Origin of the sequence: Bacteroides sp., assembly GCF_030151085.1 — a bacterium.
In the GTDB taxonomy this organism is placed as follows: Bacteria; Bacteroidota; Bacteroidia; order Bacteroidales; family Bacteroidaceae; genus Bacteroides.
Genome location: NZ_JASLER010000015.1, coordinates 25520 through 44175, shown reverse-complemented (window position 1 = coordinate 44175; position 18656 = coordinate 25520). Strand labels below are relative to the sequence as shown.

The window sequence follows — 18656 nt, the reverse complement described above, 5'->3', positions numbered from 1 at the left end:
AGCGGGGAAACAGCAAGCGGACTCGCAAACTTCACTCTGAAGAGTGTAAGCATATACCGAACGAAAAACAAAGGTTATGCAGCTCCGGTAAACGGAGGGATTATCACAGGCAATGTAGTGACATCCGTATCCATACCTCCCGATGCAGGTACAAACGGGGCATTGACTTATGCCTGCTCGGACGGTAAATTATTAATCCGTACTATGTATGTGGCAGAAGCGGCACAGGGTACTAATAAAGACAACAATGTATGTCTGGTGATAGGAGGAACCTATGCGGGAAGCACGAATTACTACCGGGTCGACCTGACAAGCAGTGGAAGCTATATTCCGATTAAAAGGAACTACCGATATATAGTGAATATAAAAGAAGTCAGCAATGCGGGCTACACCACGGAAGCGGAAGCTCTTAAAGGAAACAAGACACTAGTGATTGCAACTAGCGTATCAGCAGATGCATGGAGTAATGAACTTGAAAATGGAAGTGGGCAAATACCCTTATAACTATAATACCAAACTTTTATGGATAGAAGTAGAAACAGTATAATCATCTTTTGGGTAGGAATGGTATGTATATTCTTTGTAACCGGATGTAACAATAATGACAACGAACCGAATATAGTCACACCAACCCAAGAAATACATATTGAAGTAGAAACTCCCCAAATTGAAGGGTGGAATACTAATAATAATATTGATACACGAAATGTAGTAACTAATTGTAAAACAGATAATACTGATGGCTTAAATATGGAAATTGTTACTCAAACTGAGTCCATCAATATCCCCAAAAAGAAGGCAGTTACACGATGGAGTAACATTGACGATAATACAATATTTAGAATAATAGCCTATACATGTACAAATGCTACTGATATTTCTACTGCAAACTATAAAGGGTATGGAGATTATAAATTACTTACCGATGGTACAATAGAAACAATTACACCACTTGTCATACCGGCTGGAACATATACTTTTGTATGTTATTCATATGGAGATTCCAATGCAATAACTACATTTGATAACAGCACTGCCTCTATTACAGTTTCTCATGGAAAAAATTTCATGACATGTATCAAGCCTAATATTGAAATAAGCAATTTGGGGAGTAAATATACCTTGAACGATATAGTATTTAAACTACGTTGTGTACACTACAGAGTAATAGTAACAGCCGAAAGTGGGAGAATGGCGAATATCACCTCATGCTCCGGTACGCTAACATTACCCAGCAATAGTGCAACTTTCTCTTTCACAAATGATGAATTTACTAGAAATTCAACTGCTGGTACAGTCAACTTGACTTGGAGTGCCCCAAATGCTATGAGTGTATCCAGTGATTATATCTATATACTTCCACAAACATCCAATAGTATAATCATTAAGTTAACTCCAACTATTGGTGGAAAAGTATTCAGTAATAAAAGTATTACACTCTCTAGCTTGAGATTTAATAGAGGAGAGATATATAATACAAAAATATCGTTTACTACAACAGAAGGATATATAGTAGGAGGAGCATTCTGGGCTAATGGAAATTTATACAAAAGTGGCAATACTTTTGCCTTTTATCCATCGAGTGGAACATATTCATCAGCTTTATCAGGTGGTGCATATTGGCCTTGGAATCAACTCAATCCATTTATAACTGGAGACAATACTGCTTGGAATGATAACAATGATCCTTGTAGGCAAGTTAATGGAGGATGGAGAACTCCCACTTCAGATGAACTGATAAATTTAGTAAATTTAAATAGCAAAGACTCAGCAAACGGAAGATTATTTAATGACATTCTACTCTTACCTAAATGTGGGTATTACTTAGAAGCAAATATGACATATCCCGAAGCATTGGATGCCAATAATCGAGGATTATATAGAGGAACAGGGAAAGGTACATTTTTAGACTTTTCACCGCATTTTCAAGAAGGAGTGCCATTTATTAATGGATGTAATGATGGTTACAATTTATCAATCCGATGTGTAAAGAACTAAATATATACTCCGTTCATCCGTTCATAAAACCATAAATTGCAGATAGTTCAGATAAAAACATTCCGCAAGCGCAAAGATTTTTTAGATTTTATCTTCTTTGCACAATCTGCGGATTACCAGCATCGGTTGTAGATGTGAATCCCCATCCTATGTGTTTTTGTTTGTTTGCGAATCTCCCTTCCAAGCGTGGAAAGGAGATTCTTTTCTATGAAAGGAAAAGGAACTCTTTTGGGAATATATAATAAAACATTGCTATCTTCGTGTGATAATACTAAATGTGAATTCGATATGTCAGAAAAAGAAATGAATTCCTATCGTCTCACAAGTATGGAAGAACCTTCTGATGAAATGCTTTCTCAATTAATAAAAGAAGTTGCGGAAGAAGCAAAACAAAAATCAGAAGCTGCTCATAAGAAATTTTTTCAGGAAATTAGAGATGGTTTTCGTAAGCAACGTACGGAATGGGAAAAAGAATATAATATAGATATGAGTAATGAGTGATTTAATTTGCTACTTTTGTAGTAAGAATCATTAATATGAATATCTATAAGCAATAAAATTTATCCTATCGGCATACAGAATTTTGAAAAGCTCCGTAAGGAAGGATATTTTTATGTTGATAAAATGCCCTTGAGAGCAATCCCCTGTCAGCAGTGAGTCACTTACTGACAGGGGATTGCTCTATTATCGGACGATTACTATTTGTTTTCTCCTATCATCACCACTTCACCAGTCGATTTATCAATCAGAATCACATGCTTGTATGGCTCCTGTGAGCTGGTTGTGCTCTTGACTAGTCCGGTGGATTGCCCGGCATATTTCCCGTTAGCCTCCGTAATAAATGAGTTGATCTCATAGTCTGCCACATAGGGAGTTTTATCACTGTTGGTCAAAGCTAGAATATATGCTGTACCAGGCTTGAGTTTAAGGAATAGTTGTTCTACAAGGTCGGTAAGCCCGATTGGACGAACCGCCAATTGACCCGTTGCGGAACTACCATCCACAAGATTTTTCATCACTACAACCTGGGTGGAAGCAGGATCTTGCAGCGGTTTAAGCCCTTGCGTTCCATTTCCGCTTGTTACGGCATTCGCAGCATAGAGCAATGCCTGTGGGCTCTGACCTACCTGAATAGCATTCATAGCGGTCATGGTTTCGAGATCAATGGGTTGAACTTGGTCGGAATATTCCAATCCCACATACAACCGCTTGCCATCGGGTGACGCCCACTCGCCATGAGGAAGCGTTTCTGTAGGGATTGTTGCAATAAGTTTATAATTATCCGCCACATCATACACTTTTACGCAGTTCTCTCCGCCCACTGTTACGGGCATCAACAGTTTGCCATTGAGAACAGTAAAGGTTATGTGGTTGGTAATAGATCCGGTAGAGAATGTCTTAACAATCTCGTTGGTTTTGGTATCGATAACCACCACCTTGCCAATATCTTTGAGTGTTAGAGCCATCAACTTACCATCAGGACTCGGAAAGATATTGGGAGAGAATGAACTCGGTATATCTATCTTTTTGACCACCTTATAGGTTTGGGTATCTACAATATCTAAATAGGGTGAGAAACTTGAACAAACATATGCAAACTTACCGTCGGGTGTGAAAGCTACCATGCCCGGACCATCTGATACTGCCACTTGCTGAGTTTCCTTCATCGTTGCCACATCGACAACGCTCACGTATGCTTCGCCTCGAACAGTGATCCATACCTCTTTCCCGTTTGGGAGGAAAGTTGCCTCGTGAGGAGAGCGACCCAAATAGATAGTCTTGAGAATTGTATTGTCATTGGTTGAAATGAGCGTCACAGAGTTGGAACCGATTGATACCACTGCCAACATCTGTTTCACGGGTGAATATCCCAATCCGTGCACCAATGCCTGCCCCTTGTAGAGCGGTGAGAGAATGTTAGTCTGTGGCTTGCCAAGAATGATTTCACCCAGTAGGGTGTTGGTGGCCGGATCGACGACCGAAACGGTATTCGATACCTGATTACCTGTATACACACGGTCTTTTGCATAACGCTCCTGAGCCGAGATAGTGAATGTTGCCAGCAATGCGAGGCCGGCGATAATTAGCTTCTGCATACGTTTTATTCTTTACAATTTTGTTTAATGAATTCAGCCATCTGTTGAATCTCTATTTGTTGGTCGGAGATGATGCGCGCGGCATAGGTTGCTACTTGTCCTGTCGGTACGAGCTTAAGCAGCGCCGTAGACATATCGACTGCTGCCTGATGATGAGGAAGCATTACCATTGCGAAGGCACAGTCAACGCTTTTGCCTTGAAGGTCTTTGTCCGAAGGAGTTGCCGTCATCATCTTCATCATAGCGTCATCCATTGACTTCTTATAGTCGGCACTCGGAACCTGGTTATGCACAAAAGGATAGAGTGCCAGCATGGCCTTCATTTCTTGAATCTCACCCTGCTGCTCGGTCAAAATACTTTTGGCAAGCTGTATCATTTGTTTATTCTTCCCGTTGGCAATTTCGTACTTCGCCATTTCTATCGCTCCTTGGTGGTGTGGAATCATTTGACGCAGGAAATTTCCTTCAGCCGAAGCATCCAATGGAGCTGCGTCCATAGCTGTCATCATTGAGTCCATCATAATGAGAAAAACATTGTTGTGAGTCATCTGCATCGAATGCGAGTGCATCTGGGCACATTGACAACCGACTCCGCATTTGCACATTCCCGTACCGTTCTTTTCACCGCATTTGCACTGATTGCCGCACTTGCACCCAACATCCTGAGAGTATGCAAAAGAGGTGATGGAGAACATGGTTGCAATTGCCAGTAGTAATTTGATTTTTTGTTTCATTGCAGTGGAGTTATTAAGGTTTATTTATCGTTAAACAAATAATGTATCTGGTAAGTTTAATTTTTATAGTTTATCCCTTACTGCTTATGAATCAGCTTGTGACACTTGAATAAAAGCCATTCAGGTTATTCGCGCAACTTGACATGAACGAAATATACAAAAAAACTGACTCTTTTATCCAATATTAATTCTTTTTGTGGCATTTGATTTTGGACTAATTTTGCACATATCTTATTGCTATAGCATTTTGTCAAAGGATACGATTATATAAACAAAGACCTAACCTTTTCTATGTAAGCGGCAATAGATGACTATCATTACAGATTGAAAAATACCGGAAGGTTAGAAGGATTCTCCATTCCTCCTATATTTTCTTTCGGTTGTTTATGCAGAGGAATGCTAGATGTGATATCTCGTTAACCTCTTTTGTTTGTTTGTTTAAGAGCTTCCGTTCTAAGAGTAGAGCGGAAGCTCTTTTGTAATCCTTTCAGCTTATGTAATGAAATGAAAGCGAGGTCTTCATGTTAACAGTTAAAGGAAACTATGTTATCCGAAAATGTACAGGGTGTTCGAAAACGGACACTCTTCTTTTTTGCCTTTCCGCTTACTTTCAAGCGTTTACAGTTTTGGCATAGATTTAGTATATAAAAAGGTGTAATGTTCGTAAATAATAAAAACACAATAAAGATATGGATAGAGAAATTCCAAAAGAAGTGCGAAACAAAGAACGTAATAAGAAAATTATTCGTTTTGGTGGTTTGGGTATAGCAGGCATTGTATTGGTCAGTGTACTTATTTCTTTGATGCGTACGGGCGTTAAAGAAAAAGACCTTGTATTCTCGAAAGTTGGCAAGGGTACGATTGAAGTCAGCGTTAGCGCTTCGGGAAAAGTGGTGCCCGCATTTGAGGAAATTATCAATTCACCCATCAATACCCGTATCATGGAGATATATAAGAAAGGTGGAGATAGCGTAGATGCAGGTACACCCATCTTGAAGCTGGACTTGCAAACTGCCGAAACAGACTACAAAAAATCATTGGACGAAGAGCAGATGCGCAGTTACAAACTGAAACAGCTTCAAGTGAATAATCAGACAAAACTAAACGACCTGCAAATGCAGATTAAAGTATCGGCCATGAAGCTGAACCGTATGAAAGTAGAACTGCGTAATGAGCAATATCTTGATAGCTTGGGCTCAGGGACTACCGATAAAGTACGTCAGGCAGAGCTTAGCTATAATGTAGCACAATTAGAATACGAACAGTTGAAACAACAATTTTCCAATGAAAAAGAGGTTCTTGCTGCCGAATATAAAGTACAGGAACTTGACTTCAGTATCTTCAAGAAGAGCTTGGCAGAAGTAAAACGTACATTGGATGATGCACAGATACGTTCGCCGAGAAAAGCAATTCTTACATTTATCAATAACCAGATCGGTGCACAGGTGACACAAGGCGACCGGATTGCCGTAATCTCCGATTTAAGTCACTTCAAGGTTGAAGGCGAAATAGCCGATACATACGGCGACCGTGTAGCTGCCGGTGGCAAAGCTATAGTAAAGATTGGTAGCGAGAAGCTGGAAGGTGCGGTAAGCAGTGTTACACCGCTTTCAAAGAATGGCGTTATTTCCTTTACCGTACAGTTGAATGAAGACAACAATAAACGCTTGCGTTCGGGCTTGAAGACCGATGTTTATGTGATGAATGCAGTGAAAGAAGATGTAATGCGTGTTGCCAATGCATCTTATTACGTAGGACGTGGAGAATATGAGCTCTTTGTACGCAACTCTGACAACGAAATAATTAAACGTAAAGTTCAGTTAGGGGATAGCAACTTTGAGTTTGTAGAAGTAGTCAGTGGCTTGCAACCCGGCGATGAAGTGGTAGTGAGCGATATGAGTGAATACAAAAACAAGAGCAAACTGAAATTGAAATAGCCGCCATGATAAAGATCTATCTGAAACAAGCTTGGAGTCTGTTAAAAGAGAATCCGCTGATCAGTGGACTTTCTATAGCAGGTACCGCCCTTGCCATTACTGCAGTAATGCTGATTATTCTGGTAATACAAGTACGTTTGGCTGAGTATGCTCCTGAGTCAAACCGTAGCCGAATGTTGCATGTCACTGCCATGCGTGTGGTAGAAAAGGGAGATAATGGAAATACGAATAACGGATATATGGGTAAACGTGTAGTCCGTGAATTATTCTACGACTTGAAAACACCGCAAGAAGTAAGCGGATATGCACGTAGTACAGTTTCGGTCAATGTACCCGGTAAACGTACATTCTCTAAATATTCAGCAACTAATACCGATGAAAGATTTTGGAATATATTCGATTTTAAATATCTTGAAGGTGCACCTTTTACTCGTGAAGAAAGTGAAAGTGGAATCTGCAAAGTGGTAATCAGTGAGAAGTTGGCACGTCGCCTATTTGGAAAGTCCGAAGGGATATCTGGACAACGGTTGCTTATCAACAAGAAAGAATATTCCATTTGTGGCGTAGTAGAAGATGTTCCTCGTACGGCCCGTTTCGCCTATTCGGATCTATGGATACCTTATAATTCTAATGCCGGTATGGAGACTCCAGCCAATGTATGTGGAGGATTGGTAGGAGGCTTTAATGTGGTAATGCTGGCGGGTAGTACCGGTGATTTTTCTACTATCCGTATGGAAATGGAGAAGGCAACTCAACAATTCAATACAAATAATCCGGAGTATAAAATCAGCTTTTTTAGTGGTCCCTTAAGTAATTTCGATTTGATTATAACCAATTATATCGGTTTCAAAAATGAAGTACCCTATATGGAATGGTTTTTAACCCAAGGAGGCTTTATACTGTTTTTACTGTTACTGCCTGCCCTCAACATGATTGGTATTACAATTACCAGTTTCCGTAAGCGCCGTGCAGAGATAGGAGTACGCAAGGCATTTGGTGCAACCGCCGGAAATGTGTTCAGGCAAGTTGTCAATGAGAATCTGGTTATTACATTTATCGGAGGGGTATTCGGATTGGTATTCTCAGTAGTTATGCTTTGGCTGACGCGTAGCATTTTCTTCCCTACAGGATCAGAAATCAGTATGGCAATGTTGATTCGACCTGAAATGTTTCTCGCATCTCTATTTTTTATCTTCCTGCTCAACCTGATGTGCGCGGGTGTACCGGCATGGCGTGCAGGAAAGTACAATATTGTCAAATCATTGAATAATCAGGAGTAAACTCTAAAAAAAATATATACATGATACGTCATCTTATTACTCTGATATGGAATCAGCGCAAGCAGAACGGATGGATTTTTGCAGAGTTGACTCTAGTATTGTTTGCTATATTTATGCTAACAGATATCTACTATAGCAAATTTACCCTTTACAATCAGCCTTTGGGTTATGACATTGCTCGGTGTTGGCGGCTTCATCTAGAAGAAATAGAACCGGGAACACAGGGTTATGTCGGTGAGCAAGAACGGGGTACCAAATGTTGGGATCGTATTTGCGAGTTGACTGACCGTTTGATGGCAACTGATGAAGTGGAAGCCGTGGGCGGTAGCTTTAATAGTTGTCCCTACAGCCAAGGCAACTCTTGGACTACTATAGCACCTGCGGGTGCTGACAGTATTAATGCTTCTCCCGAAACATTGCATAGCCAAGTGGGAGATGTTGGCTATTTTGAAGTATTCAACATTCATGACGTGAACGGCAAGCGTATTCGTGATTTGGAAGATCCTGCCAAAGGTCAAGTAATCATTACTGAAAAGTTGGCGGAAAAATTCTTTCCGACTCAAGACCCGCGCAATCGTTTGGTAGATACCGGTGTACTGGATGTGTCACCTATACTGGCAGTAGCCCCCTCTATTCGTGAATCTGACTTTGAACCTGCTACAGCTAGTTTCTATGTCAAAGCATCCGGTGCCTTAATGGGAGAATATTTTGAGTGGTATCGTCCCAAAGACATGGAGTATTCCATACGTATGAAACGCAACATGACACAAGACGAAATAGAAGCATGGCTTGCTTCTTTGGGTGATGGTCTTGTCTCGGGCAATATTTATGTAAATGCCGTTACTAACTTTGAAGAAATGCGTAACCAACGGATTAATGTGGAAATGACCGAAATGAAGATGTCGCAACTAGTCTGCCTCTTTTTGCTGCTGAATGTATTCTTCGGAATAACCGGTACATTTTGGATGCGTACGCAGGCACGCCGTGCCGAAACCGGACTTCGTATGGCATTAGGGGCTTCGAAAGGAAGAATCATATCTTGGCTGAATGCCGAAGGAGTGCTACTTCTGTTGCTGGCAGCTGTGCCCATCGCCATTATTGTGTTGAACTTGAATCACATGGATTTATTGGCTTCGGAGGTTTCATATAGCCTCGAACGTTGGCTTATCGAAATCGGTATTTCTTTAGGTATCATGACGTTGATGATACTGCTGGGTATCGCTGTTCCTGCCTATTGGATTATGAAGGAGCAACCAGCAGAGGCGTTGCACTATGAATAAACAGAACTATAGAAAATAAATACTAGAAAAATGCTAAAAACTTATCTGAAACAAGCCTGGGAACTACTGAAACAAAACAAGCTTTTCAGTTCACTATATATTGTGGGTACCGGACTATCTATTGCAATGACGATGGTGATAGCTATTGTCTATTATGTGAGAATAGCGCCCGTCTATCCTGAAACAAACAGAGAATATACACTGGTTGTTAAAACAGCGCAAATGACCAAAGAGAAGAATATGCAAGCTGCTATGCTTAGCTATGCAATGTTAAAAGAGTGGATGTACACATTGAAGAGTGCCGAGCTGGTAACAGGGGTTTATAGTCCTTGGGGGAATAATTCTTCTTACATACAACAATCAGAAACAGAAGAAGAAGTTCCGGTTCAGGTAAAATATACAGATGAAAATTTCTTTGGCGTCTTTCCTTTGACATTTCTTGATGGTAAACCTTTTACAGAAGCGGACCGGCGTAGTAGTATTCGTAATGCCGTATTGACTGATAGTTATGCCCGTCAACTCTTTGGAACAACACAAGGAGTAGTGGGTAAGGTCATTTCACTGAACTATACTGATGTAAAAATAGTGGGTATTGTACGTGGCGGAAGTTATCTGACACCAGATTCGTATGCACAACTCTATCTTCCTTATAGTTGCATGGATGGTTACGACAAAAAGGGGAGACTTTGGGGGATAGGTGCTTACCGAGCATATATCTTGTCTAAGGGAAAAGATGGTATAGCTGATGTAAAAACTGAGGTGGATGAACTGGTTCGAAAATACAATGCAGCCGGAGGAGACGACAATTGGAAGATCGATTTGGTTGGTCAACCGGAGACATATTGGCGTAATACTTTCCGAACTTTTCAAAACCAGAATATTGATTGGACTAAAGTGATAGGAACATTTGCAGGCATAGCCTTTGTGTTACTTTTTGTTCCGGCACTTAATCTGAGTGGTATGATTTCTGCACGTATGGAACGCCGGCTTCCTGAAATGGGAGTGCGTAAGGCATTTGGAGCTAACCGGGGATTACTGCTGAAACAAGTACTTTGGGAAAACTTGGTCCTCTCCGGTTTAGGAGCGTTGCTGGGATTAGTGGTTGCATGGATCGCCTTGGTTATATCAGGACATAATACTTTCAGCTTATTTGAAAGTTATCCTTCGGGCGTACCCGAAGGTGCCGATGCCTCATTAGGCATGGATATGCTTTTTGCACCGGCAGTGTTTGTGGTTGCGGTCTTATTCTGTTTGTTGTTGAATGTACTCTCGGCATTGATTCCTGCATGGCAGTCGTTGCGTCGTCCTATCACGGCATCACTAAACGAGCAAAAATAATATATTATGATGTTGAAACTTATACTGAAAAACCTTTGGGCACGGCGTCGGCGTAATGCTTGGTTACTTGCCGAACTGATACTGGTTACTGTACTGACCTGGTACATTACCGATCCCGTTTTTGTGCTGAGTTATAACCGTTCTTTGCCTTTGGGCTATAATCCCGACGGGTTGCTGATTGCTCAACTCAACAATCTGCCATCGAAAGCTCCCGGTTATAATGAAGAAGAGTCCGATTCACTTCATACGATGCAGAATCTTCAACGATTGTTGCAAGAGCTGCGTAATCATCCCGATATACAATGCGCTACGCCATTAATCACTTTTGCTTATCCTGCATCGGATGGTACAGCTATGGCAACGTTAAAGTATGACACGCTTGAAGTTACAAGTAATGTGTATTACTTTCTACCTCATTCTAATTATTTTGAGACTTTTGGTTTTCGGGGAGTTGATGGAAAAACTGCTCAGGAATTGGATAATATGGATTTCGAGAATGGAGATCAGATTTTGACTGAAGATCTGGTTGGTCGGTTGACAGGCGGAACTTCCTTAACAGGTAAACGGTTTTTTGATACTCAAGTAAACGATACCATTGATTATCGTATCCGTGCAATGGTCGAGAAGGTTCGTACTCTGACCTTTGAACAGGGAGTAGGATGTCGTTTTGAGCCGCAATTGAAACTTCAAGCTTCTGAGGTAGAAGATAACGGACAAGTCCTATTCCGCCTTCGTCCGGGTGTTTCGGAACAACGCTTCATGCATGAATTCCGCCCATGGGCACGAAAGCATCTTCGAGCCGGCAATTTGTATGTGCGCAATGCCAGCAACTATCAACAACAGATAGAAGCAAGAGAATACGAATGGGGAATAACCAATAAGTACCGGATGAATGTAGCTTTGGCTATTTTCTTCTTGACAAATCTAGCCTTGGGAGTAACCGGAACCTTTTGGCTTCAGACACGTAGTCGTCGTGAAGAGGTCGGGGTGCTACTGAGTTATGGTGCTTCTCCGAACCATATTGTTCGTTTATTAATGGGAGAAGCCGCTGTTTTGGCCAGCTTTGCTTGGATAATAGGATGTTTTGCTTATCTGCAATATGGTATATCCGAAGGAAATTGGTTCCAGCAAGGTGAAATTACCGGTGAACTTTATTGGATTAATAACTTTAGCCTACACTTTATAGCCGTATCACTCATTGTCTATGTCATTATCTTGGCCGTAGTATTACTAGGAGTTTATATACCGGCACGTAGCATTAGCCGGATACCGCCTACTGAAGCATTACGTGATGAGTAATTATTCGGTAACCTATTACTAAAACGGACATAGTGTTCATTTTCGGACATTCTTATTTATAACTAAATAGCAGTAAATCAGTAATAAACAGTTTTGGCATAACATTTGACTAATATGAAATTATTGTGCGAAAAATAAACGGAGTTAAATAATAAACAATTAAATACATTACTATTATGATTAAGTTAACTGGCATCAACAAGATTTATCGTACGAACGAGATTGAAACTGTAGCATTGGAGAATGTAAACCTTGAGGTGAATAAGGGAGATTTTCTGAGTATTATGGGGCCTTCAGGCTGTGGTAAATCAACCTTGTTGAATATTATGGGATTGCTGGATGCTCCGACAAACGGAACTATTGAAATTGCAGGTACCAAGGTGGATGGTATGAAGGACAAGGCACTGGCTGCTTTCCGTAATCAGAAATTAGGCTTCGTATTTCAGTCTTTCCATTTGATCAATTCGTTGAATGTACTTGATAATGTAGAGTTGCCATTACTTTATAGAAAAGTATCTGCAAAAGAACGTCGCCATCTGGCAGAAGAAGTTTTGAAAAAAGTCGGTTTGAGCCATCGTATGCGTCACATGCCTACACAGCTATCCGGTGGTCAATGCCAGCGTGTTGCTATTGCTCGTGCTATTATTGGTAATCCGGAGATAATTCTCGCCGATGAGCCTACCGGTAACTTGGACTCTAAGATGGGTGCCGAAGTTATGGAATTATTGCACCAGTTGAACAAGGAAGATGGACGTACCATCGTAATGGTGACCCATAATGAAGAGCAGGCTAAGCAAACCAGCCGTACTGTTCGTTTCTTCGATGGACGTCAAGTAGAATAATTACTCTTTAACTGTTTAACAATATGCAGACCATAAGACAAGCATTTACTATCCTGAAGCAGAATCCCTTGTTGAGTACAATATCCATACTGGGTACGGCTTTTGCTATTACTATGATTATGGCTATTGTGATTACTTGGCAAACGAAGTATGCCAATTTGGAACCGGAGGTGAACCGTAGCCGGTGCCTCTACTTCTCTGGTATGCATATAGGCAGTAAAACAGAGGAAGGAAATCATAGTTTTAATACTCCTTCGCCGGCATTTATGAAGGAATGTATACAACCATTATCGGAAGTGGAGGCTTGTACAGCTTTTGTTCCAGCTTGTGCTGCGCTGGTTTCGCTTACAGATGGGGGTAACCGGGTAAAAGTGGATGCCATGCAGACCGATCCCGGTTTTTGGAGAGTATTCAGCATGCAGTTCATGGCAGGACGTGGTTTTACAGAAGAGGATCGTACGGGAGATGCGAAAGCTGTTGTGGTCTGTGCTTCTGTAGCAAGGAAAGTGTTTGGCACTACGGATGTAGTAGGGCTGCAGTTATTATTGAACCGCGAACCGGCGCGTGTGATAGGAGTAGTGAAAGATATTTCTGTCACAGCAAAGGATGCTTATGCGCAAATATGGAGTATGTATCCGGTAGATGATCTGAAAGTAACTTCGGAATGGAGTTACAGTGGTGATACTCATATTGCTTTACTGGCCCATACGTCCAATGATTTTCAGACTATCAGACAAGGTGTTTCGAAACGGGTAGAGGGAGTAAATGCCGGGTTGGGAGATATGCAGATAGATATCATGGAGCAACCGGATGACATCGTGGCACACGTGAACCATGTATGGTCCAACGTGGGACCGGATGTCACAATGCTCTACCTGCAATATGCTATTGCATTGTTCATCATTCTGCTGGTACCGTCGCTCAATTTGTGTGGATTGAGTAACAGCCGGATGCAGCAGCGCACTTCTGAACTTGGAGTACGCAAGGCCTTCGGAGGAACCCGTGGTGTGCTGATACGTCAAATAATGAATGAAAATCTGTTGTTGACATTGCTTGGCGGTCTGGTGGGATTGTTGTTCAGTTACATAGCTGTGTGGGGGATGCGTACCTGGCTCTTCACTAACAATCAGAATATTGGTACGGCAGGAGATTTTAGTTTGAGTATGGAGGCATTGTTCAGTCCGTGGGTGTTTTTGTTGGCTTTTGCTTTTTGTGTGGTCATCAACGCTCTTAGTGCAGGACTGCCTGCATGGTTGGCGGTGAGGCGGACAATTGTAGATTCACTGAACGATAAATAAAACAAGAAGTATTATGAAATTCATTTTACACAACTTACACATGATATGGGCGCGCCTGAGTAATAATGGGTGGGTCTTGGCCGAACTCTTTTTGGTATTTATCGTGATGTGGTTTCTTTGTGATTCTCTAGGTTGCATGAAATATACCTTTTACCGTCCTCTAGGATATAATATCGACCATGTTTATCGTCTTACCATGATTCAGGGTGGCGAGAATCGCGATACAACGTTGCTAAATGCTGACAAGTTTCTGAATATTCTGAAGAAGTTAGAATTGGAACCTACTGTAGAAGCAGCCTCTTTGAGTTATTGGAGCTTGCCGATGAGCGGTGCGAATAGCTACAATACGCTGACTGTACAAGATACTATCGAGCGGAATGGGCGTATGATTTATGCTACTGGTGGATATACTCGTGTCTTCCGCATGCAGGAGAATTCGGGCAGAGTTTTTGCCTCATTGCCTATAGGTATCAATAATGTTATGTTGAGTCAGGCTGTGGTAGATTATTTTAAGAAGCGGGTGCCTGAATTTTCACTCAATACACCGTTGGCATGGCGTGGAGATACAGTGAATACAGTTACTCAGGGTGGCATTGTTGGTAGCTTTCGTGATTATCGCTATGGTAATGATGCTTATTGGATTTTTATGCGACTAGGTGAACAGTTTATTCGTGAAGAATTCGGTGATCAGTGGGCGCAGATTGTTTTCCGTGTGAAGCCTGCTGCCGATGGGCCGGACTATCGGGAACAATTTCTCCGCGAGATAGCACCGAGACTGGACACAGACAACATATTTGTAGCCGATGCCGAACCCTATACACAAATGCAGGCACAGTTCGAAGTGTTGTATGGAGATACAGACAAGGTGAACAGTCAGGCAATAGTGGTGCTTTTCCTTTTGGGTAATGTCTTTTTGGGGCTGATAGGAACCTTTTGGGTTCGTACGCGCCGCCGCCGTTCGGAAATAGCCTTGCGGTTGGCTATGGGCAGTACCAAGCGGCAGATATTTTTCCTTCTTGTAGGTGAGGGATTATTGTTGCTGGCGCTGGTTACACTACCTGCCATGGTGGTTTGTTACAACGTAGGTGTTGGCGAATTTACCATTGGGCGTACTGCATTGATAGCTACCTGGCCTGTAGAATGGAGCATAATACGTTTTCTGCTTGGTTCGATTGGTGCTTGGCTACTGATAGCACTGATGGTGATGATGGGGATTTGGTATCCGGCTCGGCAAGCCATGAAAGTGGAACCTGCTGAAGCATTACATGAAGATTAAAAACAGAATATAAATATAATATATATAAATTATGAAAGCATTGTTTGTAACCCTTAGTTGTATATTTGCAGTAATAACCAGTACACTTTATGCTGCCAGTAATGGAAAAGATGAGAATGTAAGTGAAGTACGTAAAGTTGAAGCTTTTTCATCTATTGAAGTGACTTCGGTTGCTACGATTTATTTTACTCAAAGTAATACTTATTCATTCAAGATTGAAGGTCCGGAGAAGTATGTAAAGACTACTACATCTGAAGTGAAAGACGGTTGCCTTGTCATTGGTTTCAAGGATAATAATGAACGTAATCGTAATAAAGGTGTGACTATCTACTTATCTGCCCCTGATTTGAAAAAGGTGGAGTTTACAGGAGTTGGTAGTTTTAATTGCGATGCGCCATTAAAACTGAACGATGTTAAATTTCAGGTAGAAGGTGTAGGAAAAGTGAATGTAAAGGATTTGACTTGCCATTCGTTAAAAGTAGGTTTGGAAGGTGTTGGTAAGGCTGATATTCATGTTAATTGCGACTATTTATCTGCACATCTGGATGGAGTAGGACATGTGACTTTGAGTGGTACGGCTGGAAAAGCTGACATTTCTAAGGACGGTGTAGGTGGTGTGAATACACGTGACCTGAAAATCGGTCGTTGAGTAACTTTAATTACAGAGAACTAAGATGATAAAACAATATTTTACACAAGCGTGGGCTCAACTTCGGCAACAACCGTTAATCAGTGCAGTGAGCATAGCAGGTACGGCGCTTGCTATCTTCCTCATCATGTTAGTGGTGATGATGCAGCAGGTTAAGGTAGCACCATTTGCTCCGGAGAGTAATCGCGACCGTTTCTTGCATGTGCATTACATGAGTATTTCTAATAAAAACTGGGGGGATGGAACCAGCAACGGGCCTATGAGTGCTAAAACTGCACGCGAGTGTTTCAAAACACTGAAAACGCCTGAGGCTGTGACTATTTATACTTGTATGGTAGTCTCTACTCCGGTTAATCTTCCGGGACAACCTGCCGTAGGTATCGACTTGTTACAAACGGATGATATTTTCTGGAATATATTTGATTTCTCTTTTACTTCCGGAAAGCCTTATGATAAGGCGACATTCGATGCCGGAATGCCGGTAGCGGTTATTACGGAGAGTGTAGCAAAGAAGTTATTTCAGAGTACAGATGTTGAAGGACGCGAGTTTCTGCTGAACCATGCACCCTATAAGGTAGCGGGTGTAGTGAAAGATGTTTCTACTTTGGCTACTTGTGCATACGGGCAGGTATGGGTGCCTTACACTTCAACCGAAATCACACATGACACATGGAGTGATGCACACATGGGTATGATGAGTTGTACCATTTTAGCGCATGACCGTAAGGATTTTGATGCCATTCGTGAGGAAGCGGAACGGCGTAGGCAAGAATATAATTCTCTGATTGGAGCTGATGGATATGAACTTATCTACCGTAATCGTCCATACGATCAGGAGAAAAGTGCAATAGCCTTTGCTGCCAATCTGGAACCGGATTTGGCTCAGGCACGTAGAGAGAGACTAATAATCTTTGTTATCCTTCTGATAGTACCCGCTATTAATCTGAGTAGTATGACGCAGAGCCGTCTTCGTCAGCGTGTATCTGAAATAGGTGTGCGTCGGGCGTTTGGTAGTACACGTCTGGAATTGATGGGACAAATTGTTACTGAAAATCTTGTAGTGACCCTGATGGCTGGTGTACTGGGATTGTTGCTCAGTGTGGCATTTGCTTATTTGGGTAATTCGTTATTGTTTGCACAGGAATTCACTCAAACACTAAGCCCTCCGGCGGTAGATGCCAGTATATTGCTGCATGCTTCCACCTTTGGTTGGGCATTGTTGTTCTGCTTCATACTGAATTTATTGAGTTCCGGTATTCCAGCATGGCGTGCATCGAGAGTCGGAATTGTAAATGCATTGAGCGGACGCCTGCATTAATCACTCATCACTAAACATTAATAACTGAAAGAAATGACTAAGAAACTTCTTGCACAGATAAAGAATGAATGGCTCTCGAACCTATGGTTGGCGTTGGAGTTGCTAGTGGTGAGCGTAGTGATGTGGTATGTAGTGGACTATCTCTATACCCGCGCTGCTACTTACCTAGAACCGCGAGGCTTCAACATAGAGCACTGTTATCTTATTGAATTGGGCGAACTGACACCTAAAAGTCCCGATTATACGCCCAATAAGAGCACCGATGACACCCATGCAGATATTACCGAACTGATAGAACGTCTGCGCCGCCGACCGGAGGTGGAAGCAGTCAGCCTTTCGCAAAACTCGTATCCTTATAATGGAAGTAATAGTACCGATCCTGTACGTTATGATACACTCCAGTCACCTGAGTGGACCATCCGGAGAATGGTAACTCCGGACTTCGTACGTGTTTTCCGCTATCAGGGTGCACATGGTGAAACACCCGAACAATTGGCAGAAATGCTGGAACGGGGTGAATTCTTGGCTTCTAATAACCTTTATAGGAAGTACGACCATAAACTTACTGAATTTGTAGGTAAACGTTTTCAGCTTTTCGGTGATACGACCAAGACGTATAAACTGGGAGCTGCCCTACAAGATGTACGTTATCATGATTATGACCAAGCTCGTAGTTCGTATTGTTTTCTGGCCAAGCAGTCTTTTTATTGGGTAGGCATGGAACTTTGTGTTCGTGTCCGCGAAGGGCAGGATAATGATTTTATCATGAAATTAAAGAAAGCCAGCGAAAGCCAGTTCCGTGTAGGTAATCTTTTTATTTCGGAAATTCGCTCATTTCATGATATACGCCGAAATTTTCAGCAAGCATGGACAAATGATATTCGTAACTATGTGATGGGGATGGGATTCCTGCTGCTGAATATTTTCCTTGGTCTGCTTGGTACATTCTGGTTCCGTACACAGCAACGCCGTTCGGAGATTGCATTACATAAAGCGCATGGTGCATCCGTGCGTGATATATTCTATCGTTTACTTTGCGAAGGCTGGCTTCTGCTTTTGCTGATAACTCCATTGGCTTTGGTGATAGACTATAATATAGCGAATTTGGAATTGAATTCATGGCGTAATGGCACTACCTTGGAATGGGATCGCCTTTTACTTTGTGCAGGCATTAGCTTTGTTCTAATTGCTTTGATGATTGCTATTGGTATTGGTATACCTGCACGTAAGGCAATGAAGGTACAACCAGCAGAAGCTCTGCACGACGAATAGAATTATTTCTCTTTTTTTTATTCATAATACTCAATTTAA

The 18656-nt window shown here is 41.7% G+C and carries 15 protein-coding genes and 2 pseudogenes; 15 read left to right on the top strand and 2 right to left on the bottom strand.

Annotation, left to right across the window (positions count from 1 at the left end):
• The 4 genes and pseudogenes from Q1W14_RS03585 to Q1W14_RS03570 all read left to right on the top strand — a co-directional run.
• A pseudogene (locus tag Q1W14_RS03585) lies at positions 1-504 on the top strand (hypothetical protein); the annotation flags it as partial.
• Between the two features lie 18 nt (positions 505-522).
• Positions 523-1998, top strand: a complete 1476-nt coding sequence (locus tag Q1W14_RS03580) for a hypothetical protein (RefSeq protein WP_300699355.1) — start codon at positions 523-525, stop codon at positions 1996-1998.
• Between the two features lie 207 nt (positions 1999-2205).
• Positions 2206-2499, top strand: a complete 294-nt coding sequence (locus Q1W14_RS03575) for a hypothetical protein (RefSeq protein ID WP_300699354.1) — start codon at positions 2206-2208, stop codon at positions 2497-2499.
• 45 nt (positions 2500-2544) lie between these two features.
• Positions 2545-2622, top strand: a pseudogene (locus Q1W14_RS03570) (AAA family ATPase); the annotation flags it as partial.
• A gap of 74 nt (positions 2623-2696) precedes the next feature.
• Here Q1W14_RS03570 and Q1W14_RS03565 read toward each other — a convergent pair.
• Positions 2697-4094 carry a hypothetical protein gene (locus Q1W14_RS03565; RefSeq protein ID WP_300699353.1) on the bottom strand — a complete coding sequence of 466 codons (1398 nt, stop codon included), beginning with the start codon at positions 4092-4094 and terminating at the stop codon, positions 2697-2699.
• A gap of 5 nt (positions 4095-4099) precedes the next feature.
• Positions 4100-4828, bottom strand: a complete 729-nt coding sequence (locus Q1W14_RS03560; RefSeq protein ID WP_300699352.1) for a DUF305 domain-containing protein — start codon at positions 4826-4828, stop codon at positions 4100-4102.
• 689 nt (positions 4829-5517) lie between these two features.
• On the opposite strand from Q1W14_RS03560, the gene Q1W14_RS03555 reads away from it, so the two are divergent.
• The 11 genes from Q1W14_RS03555 to Q1W14_RS03505 all read left to right on the top strand — a co-directional run bounded on the left by Q1W14_RS03555 (position 5518) and on the right by Q1W14_RS03505 (position 18617).
• Positions 5518-6765, top strand: a complete 1248-nt coding sequence (locus Q1W14_RS03555) for an HlyD family efflux transporter periplasmic adaptor subunit (protein ID WP_300699351.1) — start codon at positions 5518-5520, stop codon at positions 6763-6765.
• 5 nt (positions 6766-6770) lie between these two features.
• Entirely contained in the window at positions 6771-8045 is a 1275-nt protein-coding gene (locus Q1W14_RS03550; protein ID WP_300699350.1) for an ABC transporter permease, read from the top strand.
• 20 nt (positions 8046-8065) lie between these two features.
• A complete protein-coding gene (locus Q1W14_RS03545; protein WP_300699349.1) occupies positions 8066-9325 on the top strand; it encodes an FtsX-like permease family protein in 1260 nt (419 codons plus the stop codon).
• Between the two features lie 30 nt (positions 9326-9355).
• Positions 9356-10663, top strand: coding sequence for an ABC transporter permease (locus Q1W14_RS03540; protein ID WP_300699348.1), 1308 nt, complete (start codon positions 9356-9358; stop codon positions 10661-10663).
• A gap of 6 nt (positions 10664-10669) precedes the next feature.
• Positions 10670-11962 (top strand): FtsX-like permease family protein, encoded by a 1293-nt coding sequence (locus Q1W14_RS03535; RefSeq protein WP_300699347.1) that lies wholly within the window; start codon positions 10670-10672, stop codon positions 11960-11962.
• 176 nt (positions 11963-12138) lie between these two features.
• Complete coding sequence (locus Q1W14_RS03530; protein ID WP_300699346.1) at positions 12139-12804, top strand: ABC transporter ATP-binding protein; 666 nt, start codon at positions 12139-12141, stop codon at positions 12802-12804.
• A gap of 23 nt (positions 12805-12827) precedes the next feature.
• Positions 12828-14102 carry an ABC transporter permease gene (locus Q1W14_RS03525; RefSeq protein ID WP_300699345.1) on the top strand — a complete coding sequence of 425 codons (1275 nt, stop codon included), beginning with the start codon at positions 12828-12830 and terminating at the stop codon, positions 14100-14102.
• Between the two features lie 13 nt (positions 14103-14115).
• A complete protein-coding gene (locus Q1W14_RS03520; RefSeq protein WP_300699344.1) occupies positions 14116-15378 on the top strand; it encodes an FtsX-like permease family protein in 1263 nt (420 codons plus the stop codon).
• 31 nt (positions 15379-15409) lie between these two features.
• Positions 15410-16027: a DUF2807 domain-containing protein gene (locus Q1W14_RS03515; protein ID WP_300699343.1), complete on the top strand. Its 618-nt coding sequence runs from the start codon at positions 15410-15412 to the stop codon at positions 16025-16027.
• Positions 16028-16052: 25 nt separating this feature from the next.
• The gene (locus Q1W14_RS03510) at positions 16053-17345 is read left to right on the top strand and encodes an ABC transporter permease (RefSeq protein ID WP_300699342.1); all 1293 of its coding nucleotides are present in this window, start codon (positions 16053-16055) and stop codon (positions 17343-17345) included.
• 33 nt (positions 17346-17378) lie between these two features.
• The gene (locus Q1W14_RS03505) at positions 17379-18617 is read left to right on the top strand and encodes an FtsX-like permease family protein (protein WP_300699340.1); all 1239 of its coding nucleotides are present in this window, start codon (positions 17379-17381) and stop codon (positions 18615-18617) included.
• Positions 18618-18656 lie beyond the last annotated feature (39 nt).

What these genes read in the sequence shown, in the direction of transcription:
- Q1W14_RS03580 (WP_300699355.1), top strand. Translation starts at nt 523, where the DNA reads ATGGATAGAAGTAGAAACAGTATAATCATCTTTTGGGTAGGAATGGTA.
- Q1W14_RS03575 (WP_300699354.1), top strand. Translation starts at nt 2,206, where the DNA reads ATGAAAGGAAAAGGAACTCTTTTGGGAATATATAATAAAACATTGCTA.
- Q1W14_RS03565 (WP_300699353.1), bottom strand. Translation starts at nt 4,094, where the DNA reads ATGCAGAAGCTAATTATCGCCGGCCTCGCATTGCTGGCAACATTCACT.
- Q1W14_RS03560 (WP_300699352.1), bottom strand. Translation starts at nt 4,828, where the DNA reads ATGAAACAAAAAATCAAATTACTACTGGCAATTGCAACCATGTTCTCC.
- Q1W14_RS03555 (WP_300699351.1), top strand. Translation starts at nt 5,518, where the DNA reads ATGGATAGAGAAATTCCAAAAGAAGTGCGAAACAAAGAACGTAATAAG.
- Q1W14_RS03550 (WP_300699350.1), top strand. Translation starts at nt 6,771, where the DNA reads ATGATAAAGATCTATCTGAAACAAGCTTGGAGTCTGTTAAAAGAGAAT.
- Q1W14_RS03545 (WP_300699349.1), top strand. Translation starts at nt 8,066, where the DNA reads ATGATACGTCATCTTATTACTCTGATATGGAATCAGCGCAAGCAGAAC.
- Q1W14_RS03540 (WP_300699348.1), top strand. Translation starts at nt 9,356, where the DNA reads ATGCTAAAAACTTATCTGAAACAAGCCTGGGAACTACTGAAACAAAAC.
- Q1W14_RS03535 (WP_300699347.1), top strand. Translation starts at nt 10,670, where the DNA reads ATGATGTTGAAACTTATACTGAAAAACCTTTGGGCACGGCGTCGGCGT.
- Q1W14_RS03530 (WP_300699346.1), top strand. Translation starts at nt 12,139, where the DNA reads ATGATTAAGTTAACTGGCATCAACAAGATTTATCGTACGAACGAGATT.
- Q1W14_RS03525 (WP_300699345.1), top strand. Translation starts at nt 12,828, where the DNA reads ATGCAGACCATAAGACAAGCATTTACTATCCTGAAGCAGAATCCCTTG.
- Q1W14_RS03520 (WP_300699344.1), top strand. Translation starts at nt 14,116, where the DNA reads ATGAAATTCATTTTACACAACTTACACATGATATGGGCGCGCCTGAGT.
- Q1W14_RS03515 (WP_300699343.1), top strand. Translation starts at nt 15,410, where the DNA reads ATGAAAGCATTGTTTGTAACCCTTAGTTGTATATTTGCAGTAATAACC.
- Q1W14_RS03510 (WP_300699342.1), top strand. Translation starts at nt 16,053, where the DNA reads ATGATAAAACAATATTTTACACAAGCGTGGGCTCAACTTCGGCAACAA.
- Q1W14_RS03505 (WP_300699340.1), top strand. Translation starts at nt 17,379, where the DNA reads ATGACTAAGAAACTTCTTGCACAGATAAAGAATGAATGGCTCTCGAAC.